The 23,525-nt window shown below is 47.4% G+C and carries 18 protein-coding genes; 9 read left to right on the top strand and 9 right to left on the bottom strand.

The features are described from left to right. Nucleotides 1-13: 13 nt before the first annotated feature. Nucleotides 14-904: a hypothetical protein gene (locus GILYN3_RS12555; RefSeq protein ID WP_049723308.1), complete on the bottom strand. Its 891-nt coding sequence runs from the start codon at nucleotides 902-904 to the stop codon at nucleotides 14-16. Beyond that, a complete protein-coding gene (locus tag GILYN3_RS12550; protein ID WP_049723307.1) occupies nucleotides 901-1,488 on the bottom strand; it encodes a hypothetical protein in 588 nt (195 codons plus the stop codon). The genes GILYN3_RS12555 and GILYN3_RS12550 overlap by 4 nt, the downstream gene beginning before the upstream one ends. A gap of 105 nt (nucleotides 1,489-1,593) precedes the next feature. On the opposite strand from GILYN3_RS12550, the gene GILYN3_RS12545 reads away from it, so the two are divergent. The 4 genes from GILYN3_RS12545 (at nucleotide 1,594) to GILYN3_RS12530 (ending at nucleotide 7,665) form a co-directional block, all read left to right on the top strand. Further along, nucleotides 1,594-2,211: a DUF938 domain-containing protein gene (locus GILYN3_RS12545; protein ID WP_049723306.1), complete on the top strand. Its 618-nt coding sequence runs from the start codon at nucleotides 1,594-1,596 to the stop codon at nucleotides 2,209-2,211. Nucleotides 2,212-2,241: 30 nt separating this feature from the next. Next, complete coding sequence (locus GILYN3_RS12540) at nucleotides 2,242-2,667, top strand: MAPEG family protein (protein WP_049723305.1); 426 nt, start codon at nucleotides 2,242-2,244, stop codon at nucleotides 2,665-2,667. Nucleotides 2,668-2,794: 127 nt separating this feature from the next. Beyond that, nucleotides 2,795-6,370, top strand: coding sequence for a family 16 glycoside hydrolase (locus tag GILYN3_RS12535; protein ID WP_049723304.1), 3,576 nt, complete (start codon nucleotides 2,795-2,797; stop codon nucleotides 6,368-6,370). Between the two features lie 95 nt (nucleotides 6,371-6,465). Continuing rightward, a complete protein-coding gene (locus GILYN3_RS12530; RefSeq protein ID WP_049723303.1) occupies nucleotides 6,466-7,665 on the top strand; it encodes a BaiN/RdsA family NAD(P)/FAD-dependent oxidoreductase in 1,200 nt (399 codons plus the stop codon). A 102-nt stretch (nucleotides 7,666-7,767) separates the two neighbouring features. Here GILYN3_RS12530 and GILYN3_RS12525 read toward each other — a convergent pair whose 3' ends face one another. Next, the gene (locus GILYN3_RS12525) at nucleotides 7,768-9,957 is read right to left on the bottom strand and encodes an FdhF/YdeP family oxidoreductase (RefSeq protein ID WP_049723302.1); all 2,190 of its coding nucleotides are present in this window, start codon (nucleotides 9,955-9,957) and stop codon (nucleotides 7,768-7,770) included. Nucleotides 9,958-10,203: 246 nt separating this feature from the next. On the opposite strand from GILYN3_RS12525, the gene GILYN3_RS12520 reads away from it, so the two are divergent. From GILYN3_RS12520 to GILYN3_RS12510, 3 genes are all read left to right on the top strand, one after another. Continuing rightward, the gene (locus tag GILYN3_RS12520) at nucleotides 10,204-11,286 is read left to right on the top strand and encodes an endonuclease/exonuclease/phosphatase family protein (RefSeq protein ID WP_049723301.1); all 1,083 of its coding nucleotides are present in this window, start codon (nucleotides 10,204-10,206) and stop codon (nucleotides 11,284-11,286) included. 83 nt (nucleotides 11,287-11,369) lie between these two features. Then, the gene (locus GILYN3_RS12515; protein ID WP_049723300.1) at nucleotides 11,370-12,104 is read left to right on the top strand and encodes an SIMPL domain-containing protein; all 735 of its coding nucleotides are present in this window, start codon (nucleotides 11,370-11,372) and stop codon (nucleotides 12,102-12,104) included. Between the two features lie 448 nt (nucleotides 12,105-12,552). Beyond that, nucleotides 12,553-13,398 carry a GGDEF domain-containing protein gene (locus GILYN3_RS12510; protein WP_198147354.1) on the top strand — a complete coding sequence of 282 codons (846 nt, stop codon included), beginning with the start codon at nucleotides 12,553-12,555 and terminating at the stop codon, nucleotides 13,396-13,398. Nucleotides 13,399-13,422: 24 nt separating this feature from the next. Here the strand turns inward: GILYN3_RS12510 and fghA are convergent, their stop codons facing one another. Continuing rightward, a complete protein-coding gene (gene fghA / locus GILYN3_RS12505) occupies nucleotides 13,423-14,283 on the bottom strand; it encodes an S-formylglutathione hydrolase (RefSeq protein WP_049723298.1) in 861 nt (286 codons plus the stop codon). A gap of 10 nt (nucleotides 14,284-14,293) precedes the next feature. Continuing rightward, nucleotides 14,294-15,412, bottom strand: a complete 1,119-nt coding sequence (locus GILYN3_RS12500) for an S-(hydroxymethyl)glutathione dehydrogenase/class III alcohol dehydrogenase (RefSeq protein ID WP_049723297.1) — start codon at nucleotides 15,410-15,412, stop codon at nucleotides 14,294-14,296. A 106-nt stretch (nucleotides 15,413-15,518) separates the two neighbouring features. On the opposite strand from GILYN3_RS12500, the gene GILYN3_RS12495 reads away from it, so the two are divergent. Together GILYN3_RS12495 and GILYN3_RS12490 are read left to right on the top strand one after the other, a co-directional pair. Further along, nucleotides 15,519-16,394, top strand: coding sequence for a LysR substrate-binding domain-containing protein (locus GILYN3_RS12495; RefSeq protein ID WP_049723296.1), 876 nt, complete (start codon nucleotides 15,519-15,521; stop codon nucleotides 16,392-16,394). A gap of 320 nt (nucleotides 16,395-16,714) precedes the next feature. After that, entirely contained in the window at nucleotides 16,715-17,869 is a 1,155-nt protein-coding gene (locus GILYN3_RS12490; RefSeq protein ID WP_049723295.1) for a helix-turn-helix domain-containing protein, read from the top strand. A gap of 584 nt (nucleotides 17,870-18,453) precedes the next feature. Here the strand turns inward: GILYN3_RS12490 and GILYN3_RS12485 are convergent. From GILYN3_RS12485 to GILYN3_RS12470, 4 genes are all read right to left on the bottom strand, one after another. Further along, complete coding sequence (locus GILYN3_RS12485; RefSeq protein WP_084005426.1) at nucleotides 18,454-19,590, bottom strand: AraC family transcriptional regulator; 1,137 nt, start codon at nucleotides 19,588-19,590, stop codon at nucleotides 18,454-18,456. 84 nt (nucleotides 19,591-19,674) lie between these two features. Beyond that, nucleotides 19,675-20,370, bottom strand: a complete 696-nt coding sequence (locus GILYN3_RS12480) for a DUF6445 family protein (RefSeq protein WP_049723293.1) — start codon at nucleotides 20,368-20,370, stop codon at nucleotides 19,675-19,677. Between the two features lie 52 nt (nucleotides 20,371-20,422). Continuing rightward, complete coding sequence (locus GILYN3_RS12475) at nucleotides 20,423-21,898, bottom strand: tryptophan halogenase family protein (protein WP_049723292.1); 1,476 nt, start codon at nucleotides 21,896-21,898, stop codon at nucleotides 20,423-20,425. A gap of 23 nt (nucleotides 21,899-21,921) precedes the next feature. After that, nucleotides 21,922-23,484, bottom strand: a complete 1,563-nt coding sequence (locus tag GILYN3_RS12470) for a tryptophan halogenase family protein (protein WP_049723291.1) — start codon at nucleotides 23,482-23,484, stop codon at nucleotides 21,922-21,924. Nucleotides 23,485-23,525 lie beyond the last annotated feature (41 nt).

Genomic DNA, 23,525 nt, shown 5'->3' with positions numbered 1-23,525 from the left:
AGTATTTTCAGCGTTAAGGCCCAACCTCCACAAAGTTGTCCAACAGCCACTGATAGCTCCATTCGACAATTTCAGGCATCTGTGGCTCGGTTTCGATACCTAGCTCTACTTGCGAGGCCCGAATACTCGCCACTAAGTCATCAGATTTTTGATCGATTTCAGGCCAGTGATTTTTAAGCATGGCAGGCTCACCCTCATACATAGACTTTATAGGTTGAGGCGCCCGTAAATCCCCCAGCTTTAGTGCTGCATAATAGTAAGTTGCCGCCTGAATAAATTCAGGTTTAATCTCTTCATCTGTACCGCGAAATAAACCGCTAACTCCACGTTCTGCCATACGCCCTGCGCTAACCAAAGGCTCAGTCGCACCTAGGGTTATTGCCTCTTCACGAATAGCCTTAGCACGCTTGTTGTAATGCTCCCATCGATCAGGATTTCCCGTCGATTGAGTAGCCATGTCATCCAATTTTTTGGCGAGTACATATAATGCCGCCAAATCACCCTCATCGCCTAATGCCTCAAGGGTTGAGATGGAGTACCCCTCATAAACAGATCGCTGGTCTAAAGGTATATACCCGTGCTGTCGCTCCCACGGCACTACATATTGCTCGTACTCGGCCTGTCTGTGTTCATACCGTCTGAGTAATTCACCCATGGGTTCGCCGACTTCCCGCACCTCCGCGTCCGCAACGACCGGACCAAACTCCTGAGTTTGTTCTGTCCCATTCACACCTACACTATGCTCCACTGGCTCGGGTTTATTCGTGTGCTTAAGGCCAAGCTGTAAGGATAGGCCGTTCAGCTGGCCTGACCACAAAACAAGTAACACCGCTGCCAGCACTAGAAACGCAATCACGCTGCCAACTTTAATCCTATTTTTATTGATACTCTCCGAGTGATTCATAATGCCTCCGGACAATTATAAATATAATAATCAAGCTCGACATTGTTACAAATTAAGATAGCACTTTCTTTCCACCGCTCATTCTGAAGGCGACAGGACTCGCTACGGCCAAACGCATACTCGGCAACAGAACAGGCAGAAATCACTATATTCGTATTCTCCATACGGTCAACATAGCAAGTGTTAAATGCCTTTTTCGCCTCTGCCTTACATATTTTATTTTTTGTTGACTCACGAGAATTGTCATTGACGTTATTTGGCTGGGCAGAAGAAGCACTCCCTTGAGAGCTTCGTGGACCACTCTGCGAAGACCCTACAATATCACCGACATTCGGATAATATGTTGATGGCGTCGTCGGCCGCTGCCCTTGTGTATAAACCTCCTCCATAGGTCCATCATATTCCGGCTGCTGGATTTGATTTTGAGCCTGATGCTGACGACGGTACTGTTCGGCAAATTGCTGCTCTGCAAGTCTTGCCTCTGCCTCTTTTAAGTCCCTCTCGGTCGGAGTTTCTGACGCAATCGAGTATGAACATAAGAAAATAAAAACAGTAGGAAATGCTAGCAATCCTTTATTTGACATAAAAAGCTCCCTCAGAATGTAAACGGTTATATCCGTGGAAACTTGATCTAATTAAGCTATTGCGTCAAAGTAAACGCTCTGTTTTTAGATGCGTATCACAATTTTATGACTAACACCCCCTCAGCAGTATCTCCTTACTCACAAGCCTGCGAAAACAACAAAACTCCAATCCTTAAGCTATTAATCGACGCCTTTGCCGACCGTAGCGCCGTATTAGAAATTGGCAGCGGTACCGGGCAACACGCCGTGCACTTTGCCAAAACCTTAACGCATCTGGATTGGCAAACCGCCGACCTACCCGTTAACCATGCCGGCATCAACGCCTGGCTTGCGGCCAAGCCCAGCGCCAATTTAAAACCGCCTATCGCCATAGACTTAAACGAGCCTTGCTGGCCCGGCGAGTACGATGCTGCGTATTCGGCCAACACCGCACATATTGTCAGCTGGCCACTGCTGCAAAACATGTTAAAGCTGGTGGGCGAAAACTTACCCGAAGGCGGTATCTTTGCCTTGTATGGCCCGTTTAATTACCACGGCGATTTTACCAGCGAGAGTAACCGCGCCTTTGACGCTATGTTGCGCCAGCGCGATCCGGCCAGCGGTATTCGCAATATCGAAGAAGTCACTCAAGCGGCCCTGCGCCATGATCTACACTTACACCAAGATCACGCCATGCCGGCCAATAATCGCTTACTGATCTGGATTAAGCGCTCGCGCGAATAATCTATTCAAAAAACGCAAAAGGAACACTTTATGCCTCTCGATTACACATTTGCTTATAGTTGGATTTATGTCGCTCTAATAACCTTGCTGGTACAGGCGACTGTCGCCGCCATGAGTAAAGCAAAACAGTCAGGTTCCGTACCGGGCAAAATGGACGAACACCTATCCCACGATTCTTTTGTATTTCGCGCCAACCGCACCTTTATGAACTCGCTAGAAAATTTTCCGCTGTTTATTGGCAGCGCCTTCTTAGCGGTGTTTGTCGGCGCTAACCCACGCTGGCTTGGTATTTTTATTATGGTCTACGCCTTAGCGCGTATCATTCATATGGCGCTTTACTATGCCATCGCGACCGAGAAAAACCCCAGCCCGCGCAGTTATTTTTATGGTGTGGCGCTGTTTGCACAAATCGGTCTGCTCGGATTAATAGGTACCGAATTACTGCGCCGTTTGTAATGATATGTTAATAGACATCTTAAATAAGCTTATGAAAACGTATTCAGCCACTTTGATCTCCAGCGTCATGGCACACTCTGCACCTTAATCAAAAATCGATAATAACGAGTGAGCTTCGGAGAACGTTATGCTGACCTTATCTACGCGTTTAACCTTACTGACCTTAGTCTGTAGCGGGATCACGTTAAACGCCTGCACCCCTGACACAGCGCCACATACCACCGCCAGTACTGAATTAACCGGCCCAATGCCAGCATTTCGCTCGGTACTCGACGGCAAGCCCCGCGTACTTACGGTGCGGCTAGACGATAGCTTAAGCGTCGCTTACGACACCGACGGCGGTGAGTTGTATAAAGTGTGGGATGGCAGCGTGGAGTTCTCGGGGGCGGTGTATGACCAAAAGCACGGGCCACAACCGACGACCCCCGCTCGCAATTATTTATTAAACGGCGCCAGCCACTGGGCTGACGGTATCGACTATCAAGGTTATCGACTCAATGGCGACAGCGCCCAATTAGAGTTTGGCCATGGTGATGTATCTATTATCGAAACCCCCAGTCACGCGCTGTCGGCCGACGGGATAATACTCACCCGCACCTTCGAGGTCAGCGGCCTTACCGGTAAACAACAAGCCACGTTGGCCGGTTTAACTTTACCGAAAAGCTATGACGTTAAAGGCGACGGCACTATTGAGGGCGACACGTTACGTTTGAGCAACGGCACCACAGTTCTGACGCTCTCCTACCCGCCATTGCCGCCAGCCGCCGCAGAGCCTGAGCCTGCCGATGAAAGTGCCGAGCACCCAGGGCTCACTCTGATTAAGAACAGTGACTGCGCCGCGTGCCATAACGCCGAGGTGAAAACCGTTGGGCCGTCATACCTCAGCATCGCGACGCGCTACGCCAATGAGGATAATGCCGTTGCCACACTGAGCGATAAAATTATTATTGGCGGTGCCGGCAATTGGGGCCAAGTGCCCATGACGCCTCATGCCAGTTTGAGCGAGCAAGATGCCGCGCAGATGGTTGAGTATATTCTCGCGCTTAAACCCGAGGCCGACACGGGCAATAGCAATACCGGCCCAATGAGCCAGCCGGCCATCGCGATAAACTTAAAACCCGAGACGCCAACGCTGAGCGAAAACACCCCAGGGGCGATGGTGTACCTGCACTACTTTAGTGGCGATCAACCCAACGTCGACATTCTGCGGAGCACGCCACCGGCACTGGCCGCTCTTACAGCGCAATTGCACTTACCCGATGTCGATGCTTTTGAGCCCATCAAAGAGCGTTTTGCGTATCAGGTAAAAACCAACTTAAACCTTACCGAGCCTCTGAATACCACCTTGCGTTTGGTCAGCGATGACGGCTCGTATTTATTTTTAAATGACGAGTTGGTGATTGATCACTGGGGCTTTCACGGTCCCGACCCGATGGACACCGAGATTTCGCTAGCGCCGGGCATTCACCCGCTGGAGATTATCTTCTTTCAGGGCACCGGCGGTGCAGCGCTCTCGCTGCAATGGAAGAATCCAGCCAACGGCGAGTTTGAGCTAGTGCCAGAATCTATGTTATTGGCCACCGTGGATGACGCTCGCCCAGTCAAAGCGGTGATTACCGATCCGGACATTATTAAAACCATTCCCGGTGATCGGCACGAAGTGGCCGGTGTGCATCCGTCGTTTGATCTGCATCAGGCGCGGCCTAAAGAGTTTGAGCCGATGGTCGGTGGCATCGACTTTTTAGACGATGGTCGCATGGTGGTATCTACCTGGGACCCAGAGGGCTCGGTGTATTTAGTGTCTAACTTTGACGCACCACCAGAGCAGATAATCGTCAAACGTATTGCCCGTGGTTTAGCCGAACCTCTTGGCGTAAAGGTTGTCGATGGCGATATTTACGTGATGCAAAAACAAGAGTTAACGCGCTTGTTGGATCTCAACGGCGATGACATTATCGATGAATACCAAAAAGTCGCCAATGATTGGGGCGTTACCGGAAACTTTCACGAGTTTGGTTTTGGCTTGGAGTACCTAGACGGTTATTTTTACGCCACTCTTGCCACGGCCATTTTGCCCGGCGGTGCCAGCGCCGATCCACAAGCGGCCAACCGTGGTAGCGCGATGAAGATCAGCAAAACCGACGGGACCGTAGAATTTATCGCCAATGGTTTGCGCACCCCCAACGGCATTGGTTTTGGTGTGGATCAAAAAATGTTTATCGCCGACAACCAAGGTGACTGGCTACCTGCCAGTAAAGTTGTCGAGCTAACCGAGGGGGCTTGGTACGGCTCGCGCTCGGTGGATTTTGCCGGCACCGCCAACTTACCAGAAATGCTACCGGTAGTGTGGCTACCGCAGGATGAAATCGGCAACTCTCCCAGCGAGCCGGCACCACTGAATCTTGGCCCCTATCAAAATCAAATGATTCACGGCGAGGTAACTCACGGCGGTATTAAGCGCGTGTTTGCCGAGCGGGTGAACGGCCGACTACAAGGCGCCGTGTTCCGTTTTACTCAAGGCTTAGAAGCCGGCATTAATCGCTTGGGTTGGGCGCCCGATGGCTCGTTGATTGTCGGCGGCGTCGGCAACCCGGGCAACTGGAGCCACGCCGGTAAAGGTTGGTACGGTTTACAGCGGCTCACTTACAACGGCGCGTCGACGTTTGAAATGCTCAGCGTCAGTGCCCGCAGCGACGGCTTTGAGATCACCTTTACCGAGCCGGTCGCCGAGAGCGCCAATATCAGCGCCGATGATTTTGAGATAATTCAGTGGCGCTACCAGCCAACGGCTGAATACGGCGGCCCTAAAATCGACAAAGGCCCACTCAATGTTGCGGCATTTTCACTGTCGGATGATCGCACCCGCGCGCAATTTAAGCTCGACGGCTTAAAAGAAAATCACCTAGTGTACTTTCGTATTAAGCGTCCTTTTGTAAGCGCACAAAACCGTGAGTTATGGACCACGGAAGCGTGGTACACGTTAAATGCCATTCCCGCAGACAAACCCGTAACCATTAACCAGCACTACCAAGTTGCCCACAACAGTCTAACAACAGCTGAAAAAGCTGCCGGTTGGCGATTATTGTTTGACGGTAAAACATTGAGCAATTTACGCAATTACAACAGAGAGTCTTTGGGCAAACGCTGGACTATTGACGATAACGCCCTACACCTAGCAGGCCGTAATACTGACGAAGACGGCTGGACCACACCCGATGGCGGCGACTTGGTATTAACCACCAATCCGGTCGAGAATTTTGAGCTATCGCTGCAGTGGAAGGTGGCTAAAAATGGCAACAGCGGCATTATTTATAATGTTAAAGAGCGCCCTGAACTTGAATACCCATTTTTAAGTGGCCCCGAATATCAATTGCTGGACAATACCGGTCACCCGGATGGTCAAATCGTTAAGCACCGCTCGGGCGATTTATACGACTTGATCAAAAGTCGATTTGTCAGCGTTAACCCTGCCGGCGAGTGGAACCGTACCCGCTTAGTGATTAACAACGGCCAACTCGAACACTGGTTAAATGGCTACCTAGTGGTCAAGACGCAGATGTTTAACAGCCAGTGGCAAGCCTTGATAGCGGCCAGTAAGTTTGGCGAGTGGCCCGAGTTTGGCAAAACTCCCGGCGGGCATATTGTGCTGCAAGATCACGGCGATAAGGTTTGGTTTAGAGATATTAAATTGCGCGAGCTGTAATTTTGCAGCCATAGCCTGGGCGAGCTTGGTAAAAACTCCACCAAGACATCCCGTATTCGATCACGTATTATGGCCTTTTTTAAGCGATAGACCTTATGCAAAGCTATGATGTTGTGATTATCGGTGCGGGAGCTGCGGGCTTAATGTGTGCCGCCTCGGCCGCTGCCCGTGGCCGACGGGTAGCGCTGCTTGATCATGCCAACAAGGTGGGCAAAAAGATTTTGATGTCCGGCGGTGGGCGCTGTAACTTTACCAATTATTATATTGAGCCCGCCAACTACCTGTCAGCCAACTCGCACTTTTGCAAATCAGCACTGGCTCGTTTTAACCAGTGGGACTTTATTGCCCTAGTTGAAAAATACCAATTGGCCTACCATGAAAAAACCTTAGGTCAGTTGTTTTGCGATAACAAAGCTAAAGATATTCTTAATATTTTACTGGCCGAGTGCGAGCAATATGGCGTTGATATTGTCACTCAGTGCGATATCGAGGCGGTCGAGAAAATAGCGGCTAACGAATACCGCTATCAAATAGAGTCGAGCTTAGGCTCTTGGCGTTGCCAGTCATTGGTAATCGCTACTGGAGGCTTGTCCATTCCCACTATGGGAGCCACCGGCCTGGGTTACGATATCGCCAAGCAGTTTGGCTTAAGCATAAAACCGCGTGAAGCCGCCTTAGTGCCCTTTACCTTTAAAGGTGAGTTGTTGACGCTCGCGCAAGCTTTGGCCGGGGTGGCGCTGCCGGTTAGCATCGAGTGCCGGCAACAGCGCTTTGCCGAGGCGTTACTGTTTACTCACAAGGGCATCAGCGGCCCGGCAGTATTACAAATATCCAACTATTGGTACCCCGGCGACGAGCTTATCATCGACCTTTTACCCAGCCAATCTCTTAGCGACTTGTTGCGACAATGGCGCGATAACGGCGAAAAGTCCGGTTTAACCAAACTGTTGGGTCAGTACTTACCGAAACGTTTTATTCAGGCATGGTTTGAATTTCAACAACTATCCATCTTGCTAGAGGCCAATGTTGCACAACTTAGCAATGCCGATATAGAGCGTATCAGTAACTGTTTACACGCTTGGCGCTGCACTCCCGCCGGCACTGAGGGTTACCGTACCGCCGAGGTTACCCGTGGTGGTGTTAGTACCGACGAGGTGTCATCCAAAACCTTTGAAGCAAAAAAAGCGCCGGGGTTGTATTTTATTGGCGAGGTATTAGACGTTACCGGTTGGCTCGGAGGCTTTAACTTTCAGTGGGCGTGGGCCAGTGGCTACTGCGCGGCTCAAGAGGTATAACATCACGCAGGTATTATAAAAATACCTTGCCGATGAATAGGTTTAAAATCTCACCCACGATACTGTTATAACCTTTAAGCGCACAGCCACCCTAACCTATTGTTACTGACTAACCCGCTCAATACGCACCGGTACAGACTTAAACGCTGGCGTTTGGCTGCGAGGATCGCGCTCAGTGCCAATTAATACATTCGCCTCGGGGTAGTAGGCTAATAAACTGCCTGCGGGTAAATCGAATTCGTAAACCACTAATGAATCCATGCGCCCACTGGCAGACACCAGCGAGACTAAATCGCCGGGGGCAAGCTCAAGCCGTTTTAAATCCTCTTTGCCTATTAGCACACACCAACGAGTTGTGGTGCCACGATAACTGTCCGATTGCTCATAGATAATAGAGTTAAACTGCCCTTCACTGCGAATACTGGCCAAGTGATACGGATACTCTGTAATATCCACATGAGGTAATTGATGAGTTTTAAAACCCGCTTTGCCGCTAGCTGTGTTAAACGTTGGGGTGTGCAGAATCCGGCCGCTAATGGTAAATTCTTGCAAGCTTTGATCGATATCAACCAGCTCTTGCATGCCAGGCACAGTGGCCGCAATAGCCGCACGAACATGGCTGTGCTTACCAAAAGCTTTAAAGTTTACCGAGCTATCGGGCATTAAGCGCTCGCCAAGCTCTGCCAGAATCGACACCTCCGAGCGCACATTACGCAGACGCTTAATACCGCCATCACTGAGTCGAACATAATTAAACATCGACTCTTGGGTAGTGGGCTCTGGCTCTTCATCACGTGCCGCGACCGGTAAAATCAACGCCTCACTATGCTCCATGCCTCGCACATGTCCGCGATTAAGCGTGGTAGTGAGATACACTTTAAAACCCACGGCATCAAGCGCACGACGGGCAAATTCTGCGTTAGGTGTAGCGCCGTATAAATTGCCGCCCAACATCAAGGCACAATCTATATCGCCGGCATCGGCGGTCTCAAGACAGGCCAACGTATCTAAACCACGAGTGGCCGGTAGCGTTACTTGCCACTCGCGTTCAATAGCAGCTAACACATCGGCGGCCAATATTGGTTTTACGCCGATGGTGCCAATACCTTGTACGTTACTGTGCCCACGCAGAGGCAACAAACCCGCCGAAGGCTTGCCTAACATGCCACGCAATAGCGCCAAATTGGCAATCGCCTCTACATTATCCACACCGTTTAAGTGATGGGTAATACCCATGCCCCAGGCAAATACCGCATGTTCGGCACGGCGGTAGTCATCGGCGACGGCGGCAATATCGGCTTGAGTTAAACCGCTAGCCGAGGTAATGACACTCCAAGGGGTCTGCTCAATATCTTGTTTGTAGGCAGTAAAGTTTTCGGTGTGGGCCGCAATAAAATCGGCGTTAATGGCGCCGCTTTCTAGCAGTGCTTTGGCAATGCCTTTTAGTAAGGCTAAGTCGGAGCCAATTTTGGGCTGCAAATAGCGCGATGCGATCCAAGTGCCACCAGACAGCATCGACTTAGGACTTTTAGGGACGGCAAAGCGCACAAGGCCCGGCTCTTTTGCAGGGTTAATCACAATCACCTGGCCGCCGCGATCGCGACAGTTTTTAAGTTGGTGCACAAAGCGCGGATGGTTAGAGGCGGGATTGGCACCAATCACAAACACTAAGTCGGCGCCGCCAAGATCTTCTAGGGTGATAGTTGCAGTGCCACTGCCAAGCACATTGCCCAAGCCAACACCGGTAGCCTGATGGCAATAATAAGAGCAGTTATTCACATTATTGGTACCGTACAAACGCGCCAATAACTGCAAGACAAAGCCCGCCTCATTGGAGGAGCGCCCCGAGGAGTAAAAGAAACTGCGCTCAGGCGACGTTGCTTTAAAGCGATCGGCGGCCAACGTCATCGCCTCGTCCCACGATATCGGCCGGTAGCGATCTTCACCGGCCGCTTTAAACACCGGCGTATCTAACCGCCCCAAGTGCTCTAGCTCGTAATCGTTCAGCTCGTTAAAATCGGTCAGTGAGTGATCAAATAATTCATTGGGAATTGGCGGTTGAATATCAGTCGATTGCGCCTGGATGCTTTTATTGCAAACCGAGGGGAACTCGTCCAATTCGTTGGTCATACCGCCGCGCTGGCCACCCATACCAAGGCCACAGGCTTTACAAGCATTGCGGCTTTTAAGGGCCTTAGCAGAATCCAACAAACCAATTCGACTAATGGTTCTTAAGGTATAAAGCACCTTTTTAGGGCCGCCGCCCACGATATTGACCCGCTCCTTACTCATCGCCATTCACCCATCATCAATCACTGATTTCAAATAGATCGAGTGTATGTGGGATTGGCAATACGGGCAATGGGGCATCTAACGTAGATAAACCGCGCGCAGCAACACTGAACGAGCCTTAATATCTTTACTTTCGGTTATACAAAGACGCCAAAACAATCACAATGATTCTATAGCTACACTTCGACACACGCTTAGATCTAGGCTTGTGGTACAGTCGGCCGTTAGGCTCGACAGGAAACTACCATGATCACTTTTTTTGTCTCTTTAACCGCACTGCTAACACTATTTACACTTGTCCCACTTGCACGTATCGCCGCTTGGCCGGTGCGCGTACTCGATTTTCCACGGTTACAGATTGCCGTACTGTGGGTTTTATTAACACTCGCCCTCTGCGTGTTTATGGACTTTAACACCCCCGTTGCACTGATGTTATTCGTCGTATCTCTGGCCTGTCTTAGCTACCAGTTATGGTGGATTCTGCCCTACACTCGACTGTATCAATGCGAGGTGAAAAGCTGCACCAAGCCAGACCAGCAACGCTCCATCAGTATCGTCACAGCCAATGTTCTCACGCCCAATCGCAATGCCGAAGCCCTGCTGAAACAAGTTCGACACCTGAAGCCGGATCTTTTAGTAACACTGGAGTCCGATCAATGGTGGCAAGATCAGCTCGACTCTCTTAGTGCCGATTACCCGCACTCACTTAAATGCCCCTTAGACAATCTTTACGGGATGCACCTGTATTCAAAGCTAACACTGCAAGATGCCAAGATCGAGTTTCTGGTCGAAGATGACAAACCCTCAATGCATACCCAAGTGGTGCTGCGTTCGGGAGATACCATTCGCTGCCATTTTTTACACCCCGCGCCTCCTAGCCCTACAGAGAACAGCGAGTCATCGGAGCGCGACGCCGAATTGCTGGTGGTCGCCCGCAGTCTTGAGGGGGCCCGCGATCCGATAATCGTCACCGGCGATTTAAACGATGTGGCTTGGTCGCGCACCACTAAAGCGTTTCGGCGCATCAGCCGTTTACTCGACCCGCGCATTGGCCGCGGAATGTTTAACACCTTTCACGCCAAGTATCGGCTGCTGCGCTGGCCACTGGATCATGTGTTTCATTCCGACCACTTCACGTTAATTAATATGCAGCGTTTAAAACCTTTTGGTTCTGATCATTTTGCACTGTTCACCGAGCTGGCCTATACCCCGCGCCGACAACATGAGCAGAACAGCCCTACCGCCGATGCTAATGAACTAGAATTAGCCCGCGATAAAATATCGGAGCAACAGGTGTCGCATCAAAATGTCCCCACACCGGGGCAATAAAAAGCCTCACTAACGCCGCCCTATACCTCAGGAACTCGCCCGCAACAACGGCGTCCAAACCACACGATAAACAGGAGCTTGTTATGACACGACTACAACACATCTTCAGCATCACCGCTTTACTGGTTTTAAGCCTTACGGCATCCGCACAATCTATACCCGAGTTTCCATTTATTACCGTAACGGGCGAAGCCGAGATCGAAGTCGCACCCGATACTGTAACCGTCAACTTTCAGATTATGGAATTTAACAAAAGCGCCGAACTTGCTATGAATACCGTGGCCGAGCGCGGCGCCGAGGTAGTCACGCTGGCAAAAGAGCATGATCTAACCCACGAACAAATTGAATCTTACGCCATCGACAAGCAGGTTCGTCGCAACCGCGAAAACATGAATGGCAATATGGAGATCATCGGCTACGAGGTGACGCAACGTTTTACCTTAACCATTAACGGCCTAGATACTTACGAAAAGATCATGAATCAACTTATGCGAATGGACAACACTACCGGTCTAAACGCTAGCTTCGACGTCTCTAACCGCGAAGAGGTAATGACCTCGTTGGTGGCCAAGGCGGGTGCAGATGCCCGTGGACGAGCCAATAATTTAGCCGCCGCACTCGACACCAAAATCAAATCGGTTTACGCCATCACTGAAGATGCCGGTTTTGACAACGTTATGGCGCGCTTTGGGGTTAGTGCCGAGAAATACGGAGCTTTATCGATGACTGCAGACCGGGGCCGCTCGTTTGATTTATTTGCCCCTCAAACCATCACCTTGAACAAGCGTATCAATGTAATTTTCAAAATCACCCCATAATCTCTGCCTTACTTAGAGCTTAACCTAATCATCACCAAAGGGCAGTTCTGCTGCTCTTTGCGACTCATTATCACTAGGCCATTAACAGCATTAAAATGGCAGAAAATATTGCGAAACTTACAACATGTTGCTATGTTGAGTATGTGGTACGGCTAAACTAATCCAACCTTTCATTCAAGCCGTATCTGGTTTTCAATACCTAACAATAACTCGGCGCTTTCTTGATACGCCAAGCGTTTTTATTATTACAGAGTTATCAGCCCGGCTCATTAACGCCTAGAGGCAACCATTCTCTATAATGCATAAAATACTTCGAGAACACTTTCAGCTCGTCATGGTTATCATCCTGTGCAGCTGTGCGATTATTGCAATTGCCCCTTTTGCTGTAGTCAGGGCCGTGTCGCATGAATGGTTACTTGCTGCCCTCGATAGCGGCATCGTTGTCGGGATGATCATAATTTTGATTCTGGCGTTACGCACCGGCCGGATAAAGTTAGCCAGTATTATTTTATCTGTATTTTATACCTCAGTCGGCGTGATCATGGTACACCTACAACCCAACACATTGATTTATTGGGTCTACCCAATCTCTATCGCCAATTTCTTTATTCTTCCGGCGCGCTACGCTGGAATTATTAACCTTGCCGCACTCGCTGCGCTAACCCCTCTCACAAATCACTTTAAAGATTCCTTAGAATTTTTTGAGCTAATGGTCACGTTATTATTAGTGAATATTTTCGCTTGGGTGTTTTCATGGAGGGCAGAAGATCAACGTCAACAATTACAACAACAAGCCACTATAGATCCACTCACGGGAATAGGTAATCGTCGCAAGCTGAGCCAATACCTAGAGACAAAGACTATTGACCAAACTGCTGTTTTTAGTGGCTCGGTGGTCTTAGTCGATTTGGATAATTTTAAAGAGATCAACGACACCTACGGCCACAATCAAGGTGATGTGGTACTACAAAAGGTGGCCAATATAATTCACGGAAGACTACGAGCTAACAACGATGAAGTCTACCGCTATGGCGGAGAAGAATTTTTATTACTGCTTCATAAAACTGATATGGCCGGGGCTATTCGAGTAGCCGAGAGCCTACGCTTAGAAATCGAAAAGTTCTTTACTGAACAAACCCCATCACTTACGGCCTCGTTCGGTTGCGCTGAGCATCAACCTAAAGAAACTTGGAACCATTGGATTAAACGCGCTGACCAAGCCCTTTATCAAGCCAAAGACAGTGGCCGAAACTGCGTTCGACCACTGCCCACCGAACTTGACACCATTGAATAACCTAGTGTTCAGCTCGCGACAATACTATACCGACTGATCGTTTTCGTGCTGCAGGTATTGCGCATGAAACTGCAGATGATCGGCGATAAAGCTCGCAATAAAATAATAGCTATGATCATAACCCGGCTGCAATCTAAGCGTCAGTGGGTATCCGCTTTTATCTGCCGCCGCCGTTAATGACTCAGGCTTTAATTGCTCAGTTAAAAAATCATCTGCCTCTCCCTGATCAACCAGTGCAGGCAAAGAACCACCTTGCGCCATTAGCTCACTGGCATCAAATGCTTGCCATGTATCGCGGTTTTCACCCAAATACGCTTTAAAAGCTTTTTGCCCCCAGGGACAATTCACCGGATTGGCAATCGGACTAAAGGCGCTAACACTGCGATAACGCTCGGGGTTTTTAAGTGCCAACATCAGCGCGCCATGTCCGCCCATAGAGTGACCGCTAATAGAGCGCTGCGCGGTTACCGGGAAATACTGCTCGATCAACTCTGGCAACTCCTGCAACACATAGTCGTACATTTGATAATGTTCCGCCCACGGCGCTTGTGTTGCATTGACATAAAAGCCCGCGCCCAAACCAAGGTCGTAAGCACCATCCGGATCATCTGCCACGTTCTCACCGCGCGGACTGGTATCTGGAGCGACAATAGCAATCCCTAGCTCAGCCGCAGCGCGAAACGCACCGGCTTTTTGCATAAAATTTTCATCACTGCAAGTTAAACCCGACAACCAATAGAGCACCGGCACCTTCGCGCCATCAGAGGTTATCGGCGGCAAAAAAATTGCGAAGCGCATCGAGCACTTGAGTACCGATGAGTCGTGTCGGTATTGTTTATGCCAACCGCCAAAACTTTTATTACTGTTTAACAGCTCAAGATTCATACACCACCTATTACTTGTTAAAGTGAATCACACTGCGAATCGACTCACCTGAGTGCATTAAATCAAACGCCTTATTAATATCTTCTAAACCCATGGTATGGGTAATAAAGTCATCTAGCTTAAATTTTCCTGCGAGGTAATCATCAACGATTCCGGGCAACTCAGTACGACCTTTAACGCCGCCAAATGCAGTGCCGCGCCATACGCGCCCGGTAACCAATTGAAAAGGTCGAGTGCTGATTTCTTGTCCCGCACCGGCGACACCTATAATCACCGACTCGCCCCAGCCTTTGTGACAACACTCAAGTGCCGAGCGCATAACATTCACATTGCCAATACACTCAAACGAATAATCTACCCCGCCGTCGGTTAATTCGACAATCACCTCCTGGATCGGCTTATCGTAATCTTTAGGGTTGATGCAATCGGTGGCTCCGAGCTTTTTTGCCAGCTCAAATTTTCGCTCATTAAGATCAATAGCAATAATGCGTCCCGCACCCGCCATAGTGGCGCCGATAATAGCCGACAGACCAATACCACCTAAACCAAAAATGGCCACAGTATCGCCTTTAGCAACTTTGGCAGTATTAAGTACCGCGCCCATGCCCGTGGTGACACCACAGCCCAACAAACACACCTCTTCAAGCGGAGCCGATTTATTCACTTTTGCCAAGGAGATCTCGGGCAGCACGGTATATTCCGAAAAGGTCGAGCAACCCATGTAGTGATAAATGGGTTCACCATCTTTATAAAAGCGGGTAGTGCCATCGGGCATTAAGCCTTTACCTTGGGTTTCACGTATTTGCTGACACAGGTTAGTTTTGCCCGACAAACAAAACTTACATTCGCCGCACTCGGGGGTATAGAGTGGAATCACATGGTCCCCCACCTGCACGCTGGTCACACCTTCGCCGACTTGTTCGACAATACCGCCACCTTCGTGACCCAAAATGGCCGGCCAGTTGCCCTCTGGGTCATCGCCCGACAAGGTAAACGCATCGGTATGACAGACCCCACTGGCAACCACACGAATTAAGACTTCGCCGGCCTGTGGCGGCATAACATCCACAACTTCAATGCTAAGAGGTTTACCGGGGCCCCAGGCCACGGCTGCACGAGATTTGATCATAAGTGTTCTCCTTAAAAGATTTTCGTTATTGTATTGACCCACTCACAGTTAATAATCATGATAATGCACAAAACTTTATTATCATACGGTAACAATTGAAGCGCTTATGGCCGACTGGGAAGGAATTAACGAGTTTATCGCTGTCGCCGAAACCGGCAGTTTTACCCGTGCCGCCGAGCGCTTAGGCAGCTCTGTGGCGCATGTCAGCCGGCGGATTAAAGCTCGTGAGCAACGAATGGGAACCAGCTTACTGCAGCGCACCACACGCAAAGTAAGCCTTACAGAAGAGGGGCGAATTTATTACCAACACTGTCGGCAAATTTTGGATGCTTTAACCGCTGCAGACAGTGAATTAGCCAATTTGCAGCACACACCTACCGGTCACTTACGGGTAACCGCACCTGTGTCGTTTGGCGAGAAGTATGTCGCCCCACTGGTCAGCGCTTTTGCGCAAGCTCATCCAGGACTTACCATTGATCTTAATTTGAGTAATCAACGCTTAGACTTAATCGACGAGAGTATAGATCTGGCAATACGCCTCGGGCCGCTCAAGAACGAACAACTGATTGCCAAAAAGCTGGCCGAACGCCAACCGATTGTGTGTGCTTCACCCGAGTACTTAGCCCAACACGGCCAACCACACACACCCGCCGAGCTAAGCACACACAACTGCCTGCTGGGCACCTTAGATGTTTGGCGCTTTAGCGAAGCTGGCCGAGCTTTTACGGTACCAGTCAAAGGGAACTTGCGCTGCAACAACGGCCCCGCTCTGCGAGACGCCGCCCGCAATGGCTTGGGAGTCGTGCAACTGCCCGATTATTATCTACAACAGGCCCTGGCTACCGGGCAATTAATAGAGCTGCTGCACCGCTACGCACCGGCGCGAGAGGGGATTTGGGCGCTTTATCCTCCCAATCGACGCCTGTCGCCCAAGGTGCAGCGTCTGATCAGTTACCTAGAGCTAAACTTAAAAAAGCTATAATACCCGCCACAGTTTATAAAGGTGGAGTGTTGCCATATTGCTCGTTCGCAGCACAGCCATGGCTTCAGTAAATAATTTCGGGCACAAGCGTTTTGCTCTAATACACAGCGATTGTTTAGAGTCGCGGGCGTAAGCTACTTTATGCCACATCGCACAGCTACAAATGTTGTATTAATCACACTATAAGTGGACATAGTCTTAATGCAGGGGCATGCCGCGCAATAGCCGTTGCGATCATCGCCAGTTCACATATACTATGCCAATTATAAAAAATAGCTCGCCACCAGACATCACACTCATTAAAAAAAGCCGCCCACAGCATGGATACTTATATTTTTAATATTCACGACGTCGTGCTGTTAATGACGATGACCGTGTGTGTACTGCTAGCACTATTTCAGTGGGCACTGCCTGTCACCACTAAACACTTAGCCAGCACCCTGCTTATTAGTTTTTTACTGATCACCAGCGCTCAATCTATGTGCATTTTAGTACTGTGGAACGACGCTGTTCATATCGGTACATTTTTTGATTCACATATTGTTCCGTACCTACTATTTTTTGCCGTATTAGCCAAAGGGCCAATATTGTTTTTTTATGTATTATCGCTAACCCAGCACTCATTCTCGTTGAAACGAAAGTATCTAGCCCATCTGGCTCCCATAGCCGCCGCCTGGCTGTGTTTAGCTTTTTTCTCCATCGACAGTGATGACATACGCTGGCGTAGCGCTACAGCCACAGCAACGTCGCAACAAATTGTCAATTATCTGTGGCACACGTCCAAGATCATGCCGTTCATTTATGGTATCGCGGCGGTTTACATAATTAGCCGTTATTACAGCAAACTAAAGGAACAGTATTCGTCGATTCCTGCAAGCGAACCAAGCTGGCTATCTATACTCACTATCAGCTTCACCTTCAGCTGGGCATTTTCAATTTTTGTACATATCAGTGCGCAGTTTTTACCCCCTAAGCTCTCTGATTGGCTCGGGATATCGGAAAACTATTTTATTTTTATATTGATTAACGGCTTGTTTACCTACAGCCTAGCCTATGCCCACAGCGTACAAACCACAAAGCCTGCCGAGACCATTAAAGTCCCCATCGATGATCGGCCCGACGAAAGTGCCATCCAGAAAGTTAAATCGGGGATGGCAGATCAAAAGCTATTTTTAGAGCAAAACCTAAACATAGAGGAATTTTCGACCCGGATTGACCTTCCAGTACGAGACGTATCCGGCGTGATCAACAAACACTTTGGCACTAACTTTTTTGAGTTTATGAATTCTTATCGAGTCAACGAAGCGAAACGATTACTGGCAGACCCCAGCCTCAAGGACATGACGATCTTAGACATCCTGCTACAAGCAGGCTTTAACAGTAAGTCGGCATTTCATCGCTTCTTTAAGCGCCTCGTTGGCATGTCACCGTCCGAGTACCGCAAACAAGCCACTCAAGACAGCAAAGCCAGCTAGCAACAGGGCCGGTAACGCTTCAACCTGCGTTTATCTACTCTAACTCGCAAACATAAAGCGTTGTCGAGTTTTCACCCTACGCCATAGTTCGGGCGATATTTTTATCAAAAAAGATGATAAAAATACGGATATCCTAGACACAAGTATCAGAGCAAAAGGGGGTAAACAGAGAGGGAATTAAAAAGGCCCCTCCAAAGAAGGGGCAATCACATGAAGAGAGCTTGGAATATTCGCATATAGCCAAATCTCATACCGGAGACCACCTGACTTGCCGCCGGCCGAATACGAGTAAAAACCGGAATACCGGCTGCCCTTTTACTCGTACCCCTCTAGATTGACACCCCACTGCAACACTTTCGTCCCACCTTTAAAAAATCATCAACATGGGAACCTTGCTTTCCCAGCAATACATACGCAGCCCGTTACTCGCGGCAACCTAACCACTTTTATCGTAAAAGTGGGACTCCCTTGTATTCAACAGCTCATAAGCAATAGCTGGAGAATAGCTTCAAATAAAATCTCCTTGGCAAGCGGAGGGCTTGACGATACCCGTACACATAGACAGGCAAACTAAAAAATTGAGTTTACTTGGCGGTAGCACGCTGTGCGCAACGGCGAAAATCACTTGGAGAAGTTCCTACCAAACGATTAAAAAACCGATGGAAAGATGACTTATTATTGAAACCTGATGCTAATAACACATCCAAAATAGTCATGTCATTAGCCGTTGGGTCTGCCAACAAGCGTTTTGCCTCTTCAATACGATGCGAATTGATAAGTTCAAAAAATCGAGTCCCTAAATGTCTATTAATCGCATGAGAGACGACACGAACGGGTAATCCTATGTTTTCAGAAAATTGATCAATATTGATACTCGGTTGTAAATGGAGCTGTTTGGTATTAATACCTTGCTGTATCGCTTGCAATACGCTATCAGTTGCCACGTGATCTTCTTGGGTCGGCGCTTCCGGCTCTAAACTAACCAAACGTCCGGTATAAATAAGAATAAAAAATATAAGCGCATTCATTAAAGCGAAGCGAATAAAATTATGTGATGTTCCCACGGCATCGGCAAACACACCTCCAACTAAATCCGCACTAATCACTACAACGATAGACCAACCCCAACTGATTATAAAACATGAGCTAAGCACAACCATCAAAATGACTTCAGAACCTGAAAAATCTGACATATGTTGTTTTGCTCGATGCATATAAAGGTACAGTGTAGTAATTGACCAAACAACATAGGCTACAGAAAGTGCACTAGAGGAATACCATAAGAAACTCGCCAAGGTACTAATGGTTGTACCACCCAAACGTTGCTGTAAGTCAGAAGCCATTAAGTTCGTTGCCAAAACTACAACAACGGCCACAACCGCAGGCAGCATATGAATCAAATGAACAGGCCGAAAAGGAACGCTTTTGTACAGTAAAGATCGAACATAAAAATAAAATAATGGCCCACGAGCAAAATGACTTAAACAAAACGCCACGGGCAAAATCCGATCACGAACAACCTGAGGGACAGGAAAGTACTCATTCCACATAATAAGGTTAGTAGCCATATCGGTAACAACCACAACAAGAAACGCTATTAACAAGTAACTATTACGCCTACCAGAGCTAGGCTGGGCCCATCGATATGAAGCAATTAATAGCGCCTCTAGTATGGCGACTATCAAAAATATGTCGTGGATATTAAATATACGATCACTCATAGGTTTACTCGATATTATTGTTATAATTTTATATATATTAGATTTGTCGATAGAAATACAAATTAACTAAAAGTTTTCTCCTAACTATTTATGATCAATGAAAATATTTGCCGTTAATCGACCAGTTTCTGGGTTAGAGTTAATATCCGCTTCGTTGTTGATTAGGCCTGAATGCAGTAAATTACCGGGATATACCAACAAACGTCCTTTTTTATAAGCCACCGTGTGAATCAACTCAAAATGGTTATCGCCAGAGGTAAGATACTTAATGGGCGGCAAACCGCACTTATCAATATGTGATTTTGCTGTTGACATAAACTCAGAGTATCGGTCTTCTGAAATACGCTCAAAACCGGTGGGAACATGTCGATAAAAACCTGTACCACCATGATCGTCAGAAGAAAGATAATGTAATATCGCAAAATAATACTGACGCCGGGTATCGGTATGAGGTACACACTGAAAAACGGAGAGATTTTTTTCTGGTGTACACACTAAAGAATAAACCCCATATTGACCACAGCACTGAACCTCATCAGGAATTTCATAGACTTGACGTAAGGTTGGGTTAATATATCGCAACACCTCATCGATATAACTTTCAGGCAATGCTGCCCTAATTCCTGGGTAGCCTCCTTTTGGAGGCGCTGAAAATTCATGCTCCGCTGGAGCCATATGTGACAATTTATCTGCGGACCAAAAAAAATCATCAAATATGATAACGGGTGTACACTCCTCACCAACGTATAGAACCGAACCCCCAAAGTCAGGCAAATCCAAAAATACGCCCTCCATCATATAATTAAATATAGAAATTATTTTATATAGTTATTTATTTACTATAAAAATTCAAAAACTCTTGATGTGTAGGTAATTTATCCACATTGTTTCTAGTAGTTTTTCTGAGCGAGAAAAGAAAATCATTTAACTCTTGATCCGTCATAACATCCGCTATTGAGTGATGCGATTTTGGCATTATCCCTTGCCCCATCATAACCTGCATCCAAGACTCCTCACCAAACAGCTCATTATTGATTTTAAATACCTTTCCTGTATCACTAAATAAATCTATCTTTTGTTGCAGTGTTTCTGGAATATTCATATTTTTACAATAACGCCAAAAATCAGTATCATCTCGTTCGGTAACTTTATAATGTAAAATAATAAAATCCCGTGTACGAGCAACCTCATAAGAGTTTTGCCGATTAAACTCTTCAACATCCGACTGCTGCACACCCTGCGAAGGAAAAAGCTGCATAAATCGTATTAAACTTCTTTGGACCATATGAATACTAGTAGATTCAAGTGGCTCTAAAAAACCACTTGCCAACCCCAGCGCCAAACAATTTTTATTCCAGTGCTTACGTCGTGTACCTGTTCTAAATTTAATTGGCTTTATATCATTAAGTGTTTTTCCAGAAACATTTCCCAATAATAATTTTTTAGCAGAATCATCATCTAAATATTTACTGCTATAAACTAAGCCATTACCGACACGAGTTTGCAACGGAATGCGCCACTGCCAACCATAATCATGAGCGATTGAACGAGTATAAGGAACCGGATCACCCTGCGACTCTGTTTGTACCGCCATGGCGCGATCACACGGCAACCAATGCGACCAATCCTCAAAGCCGGTATTTAACGCGCCCTCTATCAATAGTGCTCTAAATCCTGTGCAATCGATAAAAAAGTCGCCATCAACCACCTCCCCTGAAGCTAGAGTTAATGAGCCAATATCACCTGAGTCAGATTTTAAGTTTACTTTTACAATTTTTCCTTCTTGACGTGTTACGCCAAAACCTTCGCTAAAGCGACGTAAATATTTTGCGTACTTTCCCGCGTCCATGTGATAGGCGTAATTCATACCGCCTTTAGGTAAAACTGCAAACTTACCTTCCTGCGCTGCCAATATCTCAGCGCAATAATCACCATAGGGGTAATCGATACCTCGTTTTTTTCCTGACAACCAAAAATGAACAAAACTACAGGCCCAACAGTCTTTTCCTGCGTAACCAAAAGAATGAAGATATTTATGTCCTTTTTGACGCCAACCCTCAAAAGAAATCCCCACCTTAAAAGTACCGGAAACCTCAGAGATAAACTCTCGCTCATCAAGCCCTAGAATATTATGAAAAGTTAATAACGGAGGGATTGTTGCCTCGCCTACTCCTACGGTAGGAATATCGTCAGACTCTATTAAAACAATATCGAGTGTTCGCCCCATTGTCTTTGATAAGAGCGCCGCAGCCATCCAGCCAGCAGTACCACCACCGGCAATAACCACTTTTTTAATTTTATTATTCATCATTACGCCCTTAGAATAGTTAACTAAATACGAGACAAACCTACATTTTTAATTTTTTCAAGAAGCTCACGATTGCTTTGCAGGCCACCAATAAGCTTATTAACTCTTAGTTGGTTCTTAATAAAAATTTCCTCAGCATAACCAGCCTTATCGGAACAATAATTTCCCAGCATGAGTTGACTAGCATCATCCGGACGCATGCCATAAAGTACATACTGAAAACTGGCCGAGGGAAACAACTCGGCCCTTGCACTTTCATCATAAACCCAAGGCGATCTGGCGCCCCACAGTATCAGCAGGTCTGACAGCGAGTCAGGCACTGAATCTTTACATCTATGATCTTTCCAGTAATCACTGTCATCTCGCCGACTTAACACGTAATGTAACTTTAAAAAATCGGTGATTTTTTCCCAATGCTGGGTGAAACGTTGATTAAATCTTCGTGCCACCACACTCATAACTGTACGATTACGAGGCATCTCATTGGCCAACATTTGCGCCGAGTTTTCAACTAATACTAATGCGGTTGCCTCTAACGGCTCGATAAATCCTGCCGACAACCCTATAGCAAGACAGTTCTTGTACCAAAAACATTTTCGGTAACCGGGATTAAACTTTATATGCCGAAACTCAAGTTGATCGACAAAATCCTTACTTTTATCATTTAAAATATAGCGCTTCGCGGTGGCCTCTGCACCAGCTGAGCTTGCATGCGAGCTTGAATATACATAGCCAATACCACGACGATTAGGCAGTGCGATATCCCAAATCCAGCCAGATTTTTGCGCCGTCCCCAGTGTGCAGGAGGAAATTTCGGCATCGACCTCTTCGTGAACGACCTGTGTCGCTAACGCTCGATCATTAATAAGCACCGAACTTAAACTGTTATTTTCAACTCCATAGTGTTGCCCTAGAAGTAAAGACTTAAAGCCACTACAATCAACAAATAAATCCCCCTCTACTGGGCCCTCTGAATCCAATCCAAGTGCATTTATATAACCATCATCCGCAGTAACAACATGAGTAACATTTGCAATTTTATGCCCAACGCCAAGCTTATTAACACAATGATTACGCAAGAATTTAGAGAACTTGGAAGAATCTAAATGATAGCCATAGTTAACAACATAAGCGTATTCTGGCGTGACTATCTGCTTTGGGGCTAGACCTCTTTCACAAATCGCTGGTTGAGCACACACTGTCTCGGAAAAACTTTTATGATTTTTATTCTGCAACCAATAGGGCGCCAAATTAAAGGCTCCATATTCACTGGGAGGGGTGAACGGATGGTAATAACTCTCGCCTTGGCCATAGCTCCAATCTATAAATTTTGATCCTTGCTTAAAACTAACATTACAAGAGCTGATAAATTCTGACTCGCTAACACCTATTTTTTTTAGCGTGTCACGCATCGATGGCCAAGTGCCCTCACCCACTCCTATCGGGGAAACATCTGGCGACTCAATTACGACAACCTCAACTCCAGAGTCCCCTTCAGAATCATGCATTGCCGCCAATAAACCAGCGGTTATCCAGCCTGCTGTACCGCCACCAAGAATGACAACTTTATTTATGTTATCTGACATATGGCCTACATTAATATCTCGGGTAAACGCTACTCTTGATT

This window comes from Gilvimarinus polysaccharolyticus, from assembly GCF_001187555.1.
Lineage (GTDB): Bacteria > Pseudomonadota > Gammaproteobacteria > Pseudomonadales > Cellvibrionaceae > Gilvimarinus > Gilvimarinus polysaccharolyticus.
This window is presented reverse-complemented; position numbering and strand designations above follow the sequence as displayed.